Origin of the sequence: Streptomyces sp. NPDC026659, assembly GCF_040638245.1 — a bacterium.
Lineage (GTDB): Bacteria > Actinomycetota > Actinomycetes > Streptomycetales > Streptomycetaceae > Streptomyces.
The window spans coordinates 67,310-79,927 of sequence record NZ_JBEZXY010000007.1; the positions used below are offsets into that span (position 1 = coordinate 67,310).

Here is a 12,618-nt window from a genome sequence, read left to right on the forward strand (position 1 = left end):
CGTGACCACCGCCCGCCTGCCCCTCTTCCCGCTGAACACGGTGCTGTTCCCGGGTCTCGTGCTGCCGCTGACCGTCTTCGAGGAGCGGTATCGCGCCATGATGCGCGAGCTGCTGAAGACCCCGGAGGAGGAGCCGCGCCGGTTCGTGGTCGCGGCCATCCGGGACGGCCACGAGGTGGCGCCGAGCGCCCCGGGGATGCCGGACCCGACCGCGCTGCCCGACCAGGGCCCGGCCGCGGGCTTCGGCCCCGACCCCCTCAAGGCGGTGCACCGGATCGGCTGTGTCGCGGACGCGGCGACCATAAGGGAGCGGGAGAACGGCACCTTCGAGGTGCTGGCGACCGGCACCCGGCGGGTGCGGCTGCTGTCGGTGGACTCCTCGGGCGCCTTCCTGACGGCCGAGGTCGAGGAGCTGACGGAGGAGCCCGGCGACGAGGCGGGCGCGCTCGCGGAGGGCGTCCTCGACTACTTCATCCGGTACCAGAAGCGGCTGGCGGGTGCCGCCGAGCACTCCCTGGCCGACACCGAGCTGCCGGACGACCCGGGTGTGGCCTCCTACCTGGTCGCGGCGGCCATGGTCCTGGACACCCCGACCAAGCAGCGCCTCCTCCAGGCGCCGGACACCGCCTCCCGGCTGCGGGACGAGCTGAAACTCCTTCGCTCGGAGACCGCCATCATCCGTAGCCTGCCGTCGCTGCCCGCGTTCGAGCTGACCCGGGCGCGCACCAGCCTGAACTGACCCGAACCGAGGCCGAACCCCCGATGGCGAAGAAGTCCAAGAAGCAGCAGTCCGGCGGAACCCCGGCGACGGTGGCGCTCACCGCGGCGGGCGTGGACCACACGGTCCACGCCTACGAGCACGACCCCGCCCATCCCTCCTACGGCGAGGAGGCGGCCGAGGCGATGGGCGTCTCCCCCGAGCGCGTCTTCAAGACGCTGGTGGCCGAGGTGGACGGCGCGCTGACGGTGGCCGTGGTCCCCGTCTCCGGCACCCTCGATCTCAAGGCGCTGGCGTCGGCGGTGGGCGGCAAGCGGGCCGCGATGGCCGACCCGGCGCTCGCGGAGCGCACGACCGGCTATGTCCGGGGCGGCATCTCCCCGCTGGGCCAGCGCAAGCGCCTGCCCACGGTCCTGGACGCCTCGGCCGAGGACCACACCACGATCTGCGTCTCGGCGGGCCGCCGGGGCCTGGAGGTGGAACTCGCGCCCAAGGCGCTGGCCGAGCTGACCTCGGCGGTGCTGGCCCCGATCGCCCGCGCGTAGCGGCCAGGGAACATGCGTGAGGGCCCCGCGTCCGGGGCCCTCACGCAAAACCGGCTGATGTCCTACTGCGGCGGCGGCCCGTAGTCGCCCGGCCGGCCGTAGTCCTCGTGCTCCTCCGGATCGCGGGGCCCGAAGAGCGCCGTCAGTCCCAGATGGACCAGGAGCGCGGCGAACGGCCAGGCCAGCAGCGCGCCCTTGGCACCCAGGCGCAGCGGGGCCGCGAAGGTGACCCCGGCGCCCACCGCCTTCGCTCGGGCGATGACGTCCTGCCCGGGCCCGAGCCACACCCCGAGCCGCCAGGCCAGCACCGAGGCCAGCAGTCCGCCCACCCCGAGACCCACCGTGAGCGGCACGCCCCCGCGCCTGCGCACCAGGAACACGCCGAGCGCGCTGAGCACGCCGAAGGCCAGGGCCAGCAGGGTGAACGTGCCGTCCACCCCGACCGCCTGCTCGCCCTCGCTGTCCTTGAGGTACACGACCCAGCTGTGGTCCGCCGTGTCCCCGACGAGCGGCACGTGCGGGGCCAGCTGCCACCACAGCAGGCCGAGCAGCACCCCGCTCAGCGCCACCACGACCGCGATCACGGCGGACTCCCGCACTTCGGTCTTCATTCCGGGGCCGTCCTGTTCGTACCGTTCCGCGACCGGCTCACCGTCGGGCGGTCCCTGCCGGACCGGGTGCGCGGAGTCTTCGTGCGGCGGCGGAGGGGGAGTCAGCGGTGCGGTCACCCTGACATCGTGCCAGGTCGTGCTGTGGGCCGCGTCACCGGACGGCGGCCCGGCGATAGGCCCGGGTGGCCACCGCCAGCGAGATCACGCCGACGCCCGCGCACACCCCCAGGTCAGCGAGGACCACGCCCCAGTCGGGGTGGGGGGCGAAGGTGCGGGCGTACGCCTCGACGCCGTAGGTCGAGGGCAGCAGGTCGCGGGCCAGCCGGACGATCCCCGGCATCCGGTCGGCGGGCAGCACGCCGAGCAGCAGGGCCGCCGACATGCCCAGCTGGCCGAGCAGGGTGGCCAGTTCGGGGCGCGGCGCGAGCAGTCCGCAGGCGGCGCCGACGCCGGACAGGGCGGCCCCGGCGAGCGGGATCACCGCCAGCAGGACCCACAGGTTGGACACCGGAAGGCCGAACAGCGCGCAGCCGAAGAGCGCGGTGACGAGCGTGCCGGGCACGGTGAAGGAGGCGTACGCGGCCGCCGCGCCCAGCACCACGGCGGCGGGCGGCACCGGCAGGGTGGCGTAGTGGTCGAGGCCGCCGCTCGCGCGCAGCTGGCCGAAGTACTGCGAGAGCAGGTTCAGCGCCACGTAGGCGACGACCAGCACGGACGAGCCGGCCACCACCGACCACGCCTCGGGGCCGCCGTCGACGACCCCGCGCATCATCACGGCGATGCCGACGGACTGGAAGACCGCCACGAACAGCAGGGGGATGCGCGCCACCCGGGCGCGGGAGAGCTGTGCGCGGTAGACGGCGGCCAGCGACGGTCCGAACCGCGCGGGCGGGCCCAGTTCGACCGCGCGCCGGGTCTGCTCGGGCACGGTCCGCACGGCACCGGCCCTGACCTCCGCGGGTACGACACTCACGACGAGCTGCTCCTCTTCCCGACGGCTGAGGGGGCGCCGTCCTCCAGGGACCACGGCGTCCACCGGGACCATACGGATGCGGCGGGTTCCGCGCTCAGCGCGGCTCCGGCGAGCCTCTCGCTCATCCCTTCACCAGCCCCTGCCGGGCCGCGCCGCCGAGCGCCAGGTAGACGTCCTCCAGGCTGGGGGTGGCCAGCGTGAAGTCGTCCAGCGCGGCGAAGGCGGCCCCGCCGGTGACGGTGGCGACGGCGGCCCGCGCCTCCTCGGGGGCGAGCCGCAGGGTCCAGCGGCGGCCGGACTCGGTGGCCCGCTCGCGCAGGTCGGCGACCTCGGGCACCTCCAGGGGCGCCCGCTCGCGCCACACCAGTTCCACCCGGACCTCGCCGGAGACGCGGTCCTTGAGGCCGGCCGGGGTGTCGCAGGCGATCACCCGGCCCTGGTCGAGGACGGCGACCCGGTCGAGGACGGTCTCGGCCTCGATGACGTTGTGGGTGACGAGCAGCACGGTCGTGCCGCGCTCGGCACGCCGCCGGTCCACGGCGCTCCAGACCGCGCGCCGGGCCACCGGGTCCATGCCGGTGGTGGGCTCGTCCAGGACGAGCAGCGGGCGGTCCCCGACGAGCGCGGCGGCCACGCACGCGAGCCGCCGCTGTCCGCCGGACAGCTTCGTCAGCGGGCGCCCGGCGAGGGGGCCGAGCTCCAGCTCGTCCAGTACGGCGTCCCGCTCGTCCCGCGCCCGCCGTGCGTCCAGGCCGCGCAGCCGCGCGGTGGTCTCGACGGCGAGGGCGACGGTCAGCTCGTCGAGGGCGGAGGACTCCTGGCCGAGGTAGGCGAGGATGCGGGCGGCCCGCTCGGGGTGGCGCACGATGTCGTGGCCGAGGATCTCGACGCTGCCGGAGTCGGGGCGCAGGAGCCCGGTGAGCTGGCGGACCAGGGTGGACTTGCCGGCGCCGTTCGGGCCGAGGAGGCCGAAGACCTCGCCGCCGCGCACCTGGAGGTCGACCTGGTCGGTGGCCCGTACCTCGGGCGTGCCGGGGGTTCCGCGCCGTCCCCCGACGGGCGGGTAGGTCTTGCTGAGCCCGCGCACACGTACGGCCTCGTCGTACCGAAGTGCCTGTCCCGCGCGCGTACTCACAAGGGAGGAGCGTACGGGGTGCGGACCCTTTACTCGTCTTTGGGGCACCTCATCTCGGCATCCCCCGGTTCAGGCCCGGCTCACTCCCCGGCCGGGGCGTCGGCGGCCGCCGCCGGGACGTCGAACTCCCGCCAGAAGCCCGCCCGGATGGCGTAACGGTCGTGCTCGTCGATCTGGTCGTCCTTGTGGGCGAGCAGACCGAAGCGGGCGGCGTAGCGCAGCAGCTCGCCGTCGATGCGGTGCGGGATGCGCGGGTACATCGAGGACAGCCGGTGCAGATGGCCCTGGTCGCCGAGCCGGGACATCCAGCGGCGGGCGAAGACCTGGCCGACCTCGTACGGATCGCCGCCGACGGTGGTGATGTCCTCCTCGCGGTCCGCCCAGCGCTGCTCGGCGGTGGTGAGCTGGGCGAGCGTCGGCATGGAGGCGACCTCGGGCGGCTCGGCGGGGGTGGCGGGGCGGTCCACCCAGCCCTTGTCGGAGGACCAGCGCAGCGTCGCGCCGGCCGGGTGCTGCGCGGGATGCGGGGCGGGTACGCCGGGTGCGCGCAGCGCGGCGAGGTCCTTGGGGGTGGGGACGCCCTTGGGGGCGCTGGGCCGCTCCTCGGTGCCGTTGCGGGCGGGCCCTCCCACCGGGTGCGGGTGGGCGGTCTCCTCGTCGGCACGTTCCCCGGCGGGGGCGAGCGCGGAGTCGGGCAGCGGGGCGGAGAGGATCGCGGCGATGTCGGGGCGGGGCGGGGGCGGCGGGGCGCAGACTCCGGTGAAGTCCTTGGCGCGGACGGCCTGGATGATCCAGGCGCGGTCGAGGACACGGCGCTCGTCGGCCTCGGCGACCAGGTCCTCGGACTGGTTGTAGTCGCCGTCGGCGGCCTGCACGGCCCACAGGTGGACGGCGACGCCGTGCTCCTTGGCGGCCATCATGCCGGGCAGCAGATCCCCGTCGCCGGTGACCAGGACGATGTCGGAACAGGCGCGGTTGCGGGCCAGCTCGGTCAGCTCGGCGTGCATGGCCGCGTCGACGCCCTTCTGCGCCCAGCGTCCGTCGGTACGGGTCAGGGCGCCCAGCCGGACGGTGACCCGGGGCATCACGCGCAGCCTGCGGTGCTCGGGCTGCGGCACCCGGTCGGGGGCGCCGTCGAACCAGTAGATGCGCAGCAGGGGGCGCCCGGTCTCGGCCTCGGCGCGCTCGCGCAGGGCCTGGATCAGCGCGGGGTGGTCGACGGTGATCCGGGACCGCGAGGGTTCACCGGCGAGGAGGCTGGCGGCGGCACCCAGCAGATACCCGGCGTCCACCAGGACGATGCAGCGGTCCACGCGACTCACCCTCTTCCCCGGAGGTTTTGCTTCGGACTTCCTTCGAGTCTGCCCGACCGCCCGGGGGTTAACGGCCCGAACTCGATCTTCGGCGTGGCGTTTCCGGCGCCCACGCCCCCACCACCCCTGTCACAGACGGTAATTATCCGACATGCGATTGATGTCAGCGTATGTGAATCTGATGACGGCCCTGGCCCCTAGACCCCCTTCAGGAGGCAGATCCCCATGGCCAAGAACAAGAACCGCAAGCAGACCGGCCCGAAGAGCCGCTCGTCCCAGGCCGAGCAGGCCCCGGAGAACTCGCAGCGGCAGGCGGCCGAGGCGCACGAGTCCGCCGCGCAGGGCATCGGCGGCACCTCGGACCACGCCCGCAAGCAGAACAAGCGCTTCGGGCACAACTGAGTGCTTTTAAAGGGCATGTGAGCCTTGCGAGCACATGAAGAAGGGGTGCACCCCATGGGGTGCGCCCCTTTTTCACTTCCGTACCCGGTGTGTTCAGCCCGCCAGGCAGGACGGGCCGAGCAGCACCTTCAGGTCGCCGTAGAGCGCCGGGTCGGGCTTGACCCGGTGCCGGTCCAGGCGCAGCACCGTGGTCTTGTGCGGTCCCTGGAGCCTGATGCGGACCTCGCTGTCGCCCTTGTGATGGCTGAGGATCTCGCCGAGGCGGCTGATCATGGGCGGGGTGACGCGGGTGGCCGGGATGGTGAGGATCACCGGCGCGTTGGTGCCCGCGTTGGACAGGTCGGGCACCTGGAGCTCCATGGCGACGAGCCGCGGCACGTCCTCGCGCTTGTCGAGCCGTCCCTTGACGAACACCACGGCGTCCTCGACGAGTTGGGTCGAGACGAGCTGGTAGGTGGCCGGGAAGAACATGCACTCGATGGAGCCCGCGAGGTCCTCCACGGTGGCGATGGCCCAGGCGTTGCCCTGCTTGGTCATCTTGCGCTGGAGGCCGGAGATGATGCCGCCGATGGTCACCACGGCGCCGTCGGAGTGCTCGCCGCCGGTCAGCTGGGAGATGCCCGCGTCGGCCTTGTCGGAGAGCACGTGCTCCAGGCCGAAGAGCGGGTGGTCGGAGACGTAGAGGCCGAGCATCTCCCGCTCCTGGGCGAGGAGATAGGTCTTGTCCCACTCGTCGTCCGTGAACTGGACGTCGAGTCCGAACCCGGGCTCGTCGCTCGCCTCCTCGCCCATGCCGCCGAAGAGGTCGAACTGCCCCTCGGCCTCCTTGCGCTTGACCGCGACCACGTTGTCGATCATCGGCTCGTACTGCGCGGTGAGGCCCTTGCGGGTGTGGTTCATCGAGTCGAAGGCGCCGGCCTTGATCAGTGACTCGGTGGTGCGCTTGTTGCAGACGACGGCCTCGACCTTGTCGAGGTAGTCCGGGAAGGAGAGGTACTTCCCCTTGGCCTTGCGGCCCCGGATGATCGCGTCGACCACGTTGGTGCCGACGTTGCGCACCGCGGAGAGGCCGAAGAGGATCACGTCGTCGCCCTGGGCGGCGAAGTTGGACTCCGACTCGTTGACGTTCGGCGGGAGCACCTTGATGCCCATGCGGCGGCACTCGTTGAGGTAGACCGCCGACTTGTCCTTGTCGTCCTTGACGGAGGTCAGCAGTCCGGCCATGTACTCGGCCGGGTAGTTGGCCTTCAGATAGGCGGTCCAGTAGGACACCAGGCCGTACGCGGCGGAGTGGGCCTTGTTGAACGCGTAGCCGGCGAACGGGACCAGCACGTCCCACAGCGCCTGGATGGCCTCGTCGCTGTAGCCCTTCTTGCGGGCGCCGCCCTGGAAGAGGACGAAGTTCTTCGCCAGTTCCTCGGGCTTCTTCTTGCCCATCACGCGGCGGAGGATGTCGGCCTCGCCGAGCGAGTAGCCCGCGATGATCTGGGCGGCCTTCTGCACCTGCTCCTGGTAGACGATCAGGCCGTAGGTGACGTCCAGGACCTCCTTGAGCGGCTCCTCCAGCTCGGGGTGGATCGGCGTGATCTCCTGGAGCTTGTTCTTGCGCAGGGCGTAGTTGGTGTGCGAGTCCATGCCCATCGGGCCGGGACGGTAGAGCGCCGAGACGGCGGAGATGTCCTCGAAGTTGTCGGGCTTCATCAGACGCAGCAGAGAGCGCATGGGGCCGCCGTCGAACTGGAAGACGCCGAGGGTGTCGCCGCGCTGGAGCAGTTCGAAGGTCTTCGGGTCGTCGAGCGGGAGGCTCAGGAGATCGATGTCGATCCCCTTGTTGGCCTTCACCATCTTGACGGCGTCGTCCATGATCGTGAGGTTGCGCAGGCCCAGGAAGTCCATCTTCAGCAGGCCGAGCGATTCACAGCTCGGGTAGTCCCACTGTGTGATGGTCACGCCGTCGGTGTGCCGCACCCAGACCGGGACATGCTCGGTGATGGTCTCGCTGGACATGATCACGCCGGCGGCGTGCACACCCATCTGCCGGACCAGGCCCTCGACGCCCTTGGCGGTGTCGATCACCTTCTTGACGTCCGGCTCGTTCTCGTACATGCCGCGGATCTCGCCGGCCTCGCTGTAGCGCGGGTGCGAGGGGTCGGTGATGCCGTTCAGGTCGATGCCCTTGCCGAGGACGTCGGCGGGCATCGCCTTGGTGAGCCGGTCACCCATCGCGTACGGGTAGCCCAGCACGCGCGCGGAGTCCTTGATGGCGTTCTTGGCCTTGATCTTGCCGTAGGTGCCGATCATGGCGACCTTGTCGGAGCCGTACTTCTCCGTCACGTACCGGATCACCTCGACGCGCCTGCGCTCGTCGAAGTCGATGTCGACATCGGGCATCGAGATGCGCTCGGGGTTGAGGAACCGCTCGAAGATCAGGCCGTGCGGGATGGGGTCGAGGTCGGTGATGCCCATGGCGTAGGCGACGATCGAGCCGGCCGCGGAGCCTCGGCCGGGGCCGACGGCGATGCCCTGCTTCTTGGCCCACATGATGAAGTCGGCGACGACGAGGAAGTAGCCGGGGAAGCCCATCGAGATGATGGTGTCCATCTCGTAGTCGGCCTGCTTCTGGCGGTCGTCGGGGATGCCGCCGGGGAAGCGGCGCTCCATGCCGAGGCGGACCTCCTCCTTGAACCAGGTGACCTCGGTGTAGCCCTCGGGGATGTCGAACTTGGGCATGAGGTTCTTGGCCTCGAACATGCCCGTGGTGTCGACCATCTCGGCCACGAGGAGCGTGTTGGCGCAGCCCTCCTGCCAGGCGTCCGAGGAGTCGATGGCGTACATCTCGTCCGTGGACTTCAGGTAGTAGCCGGTGCCGTCGAACTTGAAGCGGCCGGGCTCGGAGAGGTTCTTGCCGGTCTGGATGCACAGCAGGGCGTCGTGGGCGCTCGCCTCGTGCGCGTAGGTGTAGTGCGAGTCATTGGTGACCAGCGGCGGGATGCCGAGCTTCTTGCCGATCTCCAGGAGACCCTCGCGGACCCGGTGCTCGATGTCGATGCCGTGGTCCATCAGCTCCAGGAAGTACCGCTCCTTGCCGAAGATGTCCTGGTAGTCGGAGGCGGCCTGGAGCGCCTCCTTCTCCTGGCCGAGGCGCAGCCGCGTCTGCACCTCGCCCGAGGGGCAGCCGGTGGAGGCGACGATGCCCTCGGACCACTTCGCGATGGTCTCCTTGTCCATGCGCGGCCACTTCTGCAGCCAGCCCTCGGCGTACGCGTCGGAGGAGAGCCGGAAGAGGTTGTGCAGGCCGGTCTTGTTCACCGCCCACATCGTCTTGTGGGTGTAACCACCCGAGCCGGAGACGTCGTCCCGCTTCTGGTGCGGCTGGCCCCACTGGATCTTGCGCTTGTTGCGCCGGGACTCGGGGGCGACATACGCCTCGATCCCGATGATCGGGGTGATTCCGGCCTTCTTCGCGGAGTGGAAGAAGTCGTACGCGCCGTGGAGGTTGCCGTGGTCGGACATGGCGATGTGTGTCATGCCCATCTCATTGCAGGCATTGAACATGTCCTTGAGCCGCGCGGCACCGTCCAGCAGCGAGTACTGGGTGTGAACGTGCAGGTGCGTGAAGGGCGGCTTCGACACGGTTTGGCCTCCAGATAAAGCGGGGGCGGCGCGCAAGCGCCTCGTTGAGGGGCGGTGGTCGGGCGACGGGTGGGACGGCAGGGGGACAGCGAAGAAGTCTATGCCCCGGGACTGACACTCCCGGGTTCCGTCCACGTACCTTCATCGGGAACCGGGCACTCCCGCGCCGCGTCGCCCGTTGGAGACGGGGGAAGCGCGCCGTGGCCGTTCCCGCATTTTTCGCATGTACCGCACCAGCACCAGGAGGCATCCCGCGATGTCGGTTCCCCAGCTCAGCGACGAGCAGCGCGGCGAGGAGATCCTCGCCGTCTTCGACACCGCCTTCGGCCGGCTCCTGGCCGCCGACCCGGCCGCGTTCCGGGTGAAGTTCCGGAAGATGGCGGCGAGCGCCTTCGCCTTCTACCGGGGCACGGCGTGCCTCTTCTACCACGACCTGGACGCTGAAAAGCGCGGCGGCCCGTACCTGGACGAGCGCACCTCGCGCGTGTGGATACACGGTGATCTGCACGCCGAGAACTTCGGCACGTACATGGACTCCAACGGCCGTCTGGTCTTCAACGTCAACGACTTCGACGAGGCGTACGTCGGCCCCTTCACCTGGGACCTCAAGCGCTTCGCCGCCTCGATCGCGCTGATCGGGTACGCCAAGGCGCTCAGCGACGAGCAGATCACCGAGCTGGTCACGGTCTACGCGGCCGCCTACCGCGAGCGCATCCACGCGCTGGCCACCGGCGCCAAGCGCGACGAGGTGCCGCCGTTCACGCTGGACACCGCGGAGGGTCCGCTCCTCGACGCGCTGCGTGACGCCCGCTCGCTGACCCGGTTCGGGCTCCTCGAGTCCATGAGTGAGATCCGCGACTTCGAGCGCCGTTTCGCGCCGGGCGGCGGCTCCATCGAGCTCGACGCGGCCACCCGCTACAAGGTCCTGGCCGCCTTCGACGGCTATCTGGAGACGCTGCCGGAGAGCAGCCTGGTCCGCCCAGAGTCGTACCGGGTGAAGGACGTCGTGGGGCGGCGCGGCGTCGGCATCGGCTCGGCCGGGCTGCCGTCGTACAACGTCCTCCTCGAAGGCGCGACCGACGCCCTGGAGAACGATGTGGTGATCTACATCAAGCAGGCCCAGACCCCGGCCGTCTCCCGGCACATCACCGACCCGGCGATCCGTGACTACTTCCAGCACGAGGGCCACCGCACGGTGATCTCCCAGCGCGCCCTCCAGGCGCACGCCGACCCGTGGCTCGGCTGGACCGAGCTGGACGGCGCGGGCCAGCTGGTCGCCGAGATCTCGCCGTACGCCGTCGACCTGGACTGGGGCGACATCGACGACCCGGAGGAGATCGCGACCGTCGTCGCCGACCTCGGCCGGGCCACGGCCACCATGCACGCGGCCGCCGACGACCAGTCGGGCGAGTCGCTGGTGCCGTTCTCCACCGAGCGCGCCATCGACGCGGCCCTCGCGGCCGACGAGGAGAGCTTCGCCCCGCTCCTGGTGGACTTCGCCCACACCTACGGCGCCCGCGCCCGCGGCGACCACCAGATCTTCCTCGACCTGTTCCGCAACGGCCGGATTCCGGGGCTGTAACCTTCCCGGCTCCGCCCGGGACCTTTGAGGTCCCCTTCACCGCGTACGTGACAGACTCTCCTCTCACCATGGACATATCCGGGACTCAGCTCAGGGCCGTGCGCGCGGCGCTGTTCACGGCCTTCACCGTGACGCTCGCCGCCGCGTCGCACGTCCTGCTGTCCCGGACCCCGCTGCCGGCGGCGACCGTGCTCACGGTCGCCGCCGGGGTGTTCCTCGCGGCGTACGCGCTGGCGGGCCGTGAGCGCGGCTTCGGCCGGATCGCGGCCCTGCTGGTCCCGCTGGAGCTGGCGGCGGACACGGTCTTCACCACCGGGCAGCACGCCTGCTACGGCCGCGCGGGCGGCCCGGTGGCGGGCCCGCTGCACGCCTTCGGCCTCGACCTGCTGTGCCGGGGCGGAACGCTGGGTACCCCGCTGGCCCGGCTGACCGGCGTGCCCGCGCGGGCGGCCGCGCCGCTCGCGCACCCGGCCCCGGCCACCGCCTGGCTGCTGCTCGCCGCGCACATCGCGGTCGGGCTGCTGGCCGCCGCCTGGCTGCGGCGGGGCGAGCACGCCCTCGCCGCGCTGCTGCGCGCGGCGGCCGCCACCACGTTCCGCCCGCTGCTGCTCGCGGTGGCCGCCGTGGCGGTCCGCCCGGCCCCGGCCCACCGTGCCCCGCGCCCCCGGCCGCGCCCGGCGGTCCCGCGCGGCCTCCTTCTCACGCACTCCCTGGGACGACGCGGCCCTCCCTGCCCGCCCGCCCTCGCCTGCCCCTGAGGGGCGGAGCCGAGCACGACTCGGCTGCCCACACGTATCCCCGCGCAGCTGTGCCCTGAGCACGTCATGTGCGCATCCCTATGGAGATCACACCATGAGCAACCGGAACACCCAGGCGGCGAAGACGGCGGCCCGCGAGCGACTGCGCCAGGAGCGCGAGCGCGAGGCCAAGCGGGCCAAGGTCAAGCGGCAGATCGTCGTCGCCGTGTCGGCGATCGCGGTGCTGGCCGCGGCGGGCGGCATAGGCTACGCCGTCGTCCAGGCGAACAAGCCGAGCGCCTGGGAGGCGGCCAAGACCGCCAAGGTCGTCGCGCCGGCCAACACGTCCGGCAAGGACGGCACCACGGTCGTCATCGGCAAGGACAGCGCCAAGAAGACGCTCAAGGTCTTCGAGGACCCGCGCTGCCCCGTGTGCGCCGAGTTCGAGCAGAAGGTCGGCACGACCGTGCACAAGGACATCGACGACGGCAAGTTCAAGTTCCAGTACGTCGGCGCCACGTTCATCGACAGCCACGACAACGGTGAGGGCTCCAAGAACGCGCTGAGCGCCCTGGGCGCCGCGCTGAACGTCAGCCCCCAGGCGTTCCTCGACTACAAGTCCGCGCTGTACTCGACGAAGTGGCACCCGGACGAGACGGCCGACAAGTTCAAGGACGACAGCTACCTCATCAAGGTCGCGGACACCGTCCCGGCACTGAAGAACAACACCGCGTTCCGGGACGCGGTGGAGAAGGGCACCTACGACGCCTGGGCGATGCGCATGTCGAAGACGTTCGACGACAACAAGGACGGCGTGACCGGCACGCCGGGCTTCGTCATGGACGGCAAGCAGCTCAACGGCGGCAGCCCGCTTCTGACGGTGGACGACTTCAACAAGGTGGTGGGCGCGGCCCTCAAGGGCTGACCCCCTTTCCCGAATGAAGAGCGGGCGAACTTTCGGAGTTCGCC

General features: G+C 71.1%; 11 protein-coding genes. 6 read left to right on the forward strand and 5 right to left on the reverse strand.

The window, feature by feature from the left end:
• Nucleotide 1: 1 nt before the first annotated feature.
• Complete coding sequence (locus AB0E91_RS18735) at nt 2–739, forward strand: LON peptidase substrate-binding domain-containing protein (protein ID WP_361782633.1); 738 nt, start codon at nt 2–4, stop codon at nt 737–739.
• A 23-nt stretch (nt 740–762) separates the two neighbouring features.
• Nucleotides 763–1,263 carry a Cys-tRNA(Pro) deacylase gene (gene ybaK / locus AB0E91_RS18740; protein WP_361782636.1) on the forward strand — a complete coding sequence of 167 codons (501 nt, stop codon included), beginning with the start codon at nt 763–765 and terminating at the stop codon, nt 1,261–1,263.
• Nucleotides 1,264–1,325: 62 nt separating this feature from the next.
• Here ybaK and AB0E91_RS18745 read toward each other — a convergent pair whose 3' ends face one another.
• The 4 genes from AB0E91_RS18745 to AB0E91_RS18760 all read right to left on the reverse strand — a co-directional run bounded on the left by AB0E91_RS18745 (nt 1,326) and on the right by AB0E91_RS18760 (nt 5,295).
• On the reverse strand, nt 1,326–1,991 hold the full coding sequence (locus AB0E91_RS18745) for a DUF2567 domain-containing protein (protein WP_361782639.1): 666 nt from the start codon (nt 1,989–1,991) through the stop codon (nt 1,326–1,328).
• A 34-nt stretch (nt 1,992–2,025) separates the two neighbouring features.
• Nucleotides 2,026–2,847: an ABC transporter permease gene (locus AB0E91_RS18750; protein WP_361782642.1), complete on the reverse strand. Its 822-nt coding sequence runs from the start codon at nt 2,845–2,847 to the stop codon at nt 2,026–2,028.
• A gap of 121 nt (nt 2,848–2,968) precedes the next feature.
• Complete coding sequence (locus tag AB0E91_RS18755) at nt 2,969–3,982, reverse strand: ABC transporter ATP-binding protein (protein ID WP_361782645.1); 1,014 nt, start codon at nt 3,980–3,982, stop codon at nt 2,969–2,971.
• Between the two features lie 80 nt (nt 3,983–4,062).
• The gene (locus tag AB0E91_RS18760; RefSeq protein WP_361782648.1) at nt 4,063–5,295 is read right to left on the reverse strand and encodes an NYN domain-containing protein; all 1,233 of its coding nucleotides are present in this window, start codon (nt 5,293–5,295) and stop codon (nt 4,063–4,065) included.
• Nucleotides 5,296–5,520: 225 nt separating this feature from the next.
• Here AB0E91_RS18760 and AB0E91_RS18765 point away from each other — a divergent pair, with 225 nt between their 5' ends.
• Nucleotides 5,521–5,697: a hypothetical protein gene (locus tag AB0E91_RS18765; protein WP_361782651.1), complete on the forward strand. Its 177-nt coding sequence runs from the start codon at nt 5,521–5,523 to the stop codon at nt 5,695–5,697.
• A 93-nt stretch (nt 5,698–5,790) separates the two neighbouring features.
• Here AB0E91_RS18765 and dnaE read toward each other — a convergent pair whose 3' ends face one another.
• Entirely contained in the window at nt 5,791–9,330 is a 3,540-nt protein-coding gene (dnaE, locus tag AB0E91_RS18770) for a DNA polymerase III subunit alpha (protein ID WP_361782654.1), read from the reverse strand.
• Between the two features lie 256 nt (nt 9,331–9,586).
• Here dnaE and AB0E91_RS18775 point away from each other — a divergent pair, with 256 nt between their 5' ends.
• The 3 genes from AB0E91_RS18775 to AB0E91_RS18785 all read left to right on the forward strand — a co-directional run bounded on the left by AB0E91_RS18775 (nt 9,587) and on the right by AB0E91_RS18785 (nt 12,574).
• Complete coding sequence (locus AB0E91_RS18775; RefSeq protein ID WP_361782657.1) at nt 9,587–10,912, forward strand: DUF2252 domain-containing protein; 1,326 nt, start codon at nt 9,587–9,589, stop codon at nt 10,910–10,912.
• Between the two features lie 68 nt (nt 10,913–10,980).
• The gene (locus tag AB0E91_RS18780) at nt 10,981–11,670 is read left to right on the forward strand and encodes a hypothetical protein (protein ID WP_361107953.1); all 690 of its coding nucleotides are present in this window, start codon (nt 10,981–10,983) and stop codon (nt 11,668–11,670) included.
• 94 nt (nt 11,671–11,764) lie between these two features.
• Nucleotides 11,765–12,574 (forward strand): thioredoxin domain-containing protein, encoded by an 810-nt coding sequence (locus AB0E91_RS18785; protein WP_361782661.1) that lies wholly within the window; start codon nt 11,765–11,767, stop codon nt 12,572–12,574.
• Nucleotides 12,575–12,618: the final 44 nt, after the last annotated feature.

Excerpts from the sequence above, each read along its gene's own strand:
- ybaK (WP_361782636.1), top strand. The coding sequence starts at position 763 with ATGGCGAAGAAGTCCAAGAAGCAGCAGTCCGGCGGAACCCCGGCGACG.
- AB0E91_RS18785 (WP_361782661.1), top strand. The coding sequence starts at position 11,765 with ATGAGCAACCGGAACACCCAGGCGGCGAAGACGGCGGCCCGCGAGCGA.
- AB0E91_RS18780 (WP_361107953.1), top strand. The coding sequence starts at position 10,981 with ATGGACATATCCGGGACTCAGCTCAGGGCCGTGCGCGCGGCGCTGTTC.
- AB0E91_RS18775 (WP_361782657.1), top strand. The coding sequence starts at position 9,587 with ATGTCGGTTCCCCAGCTCAGCGACGAGCAGCGCGGCGAGGAGATCCTC.
- AB0E91_RS18765 (WP_361782651.1), top strand. The coding sequence starts at position 5,521 with ATGGCCAAGAACAAGAACCGCAAGCAGACCGGCCCGAAGAGCCGCTCG.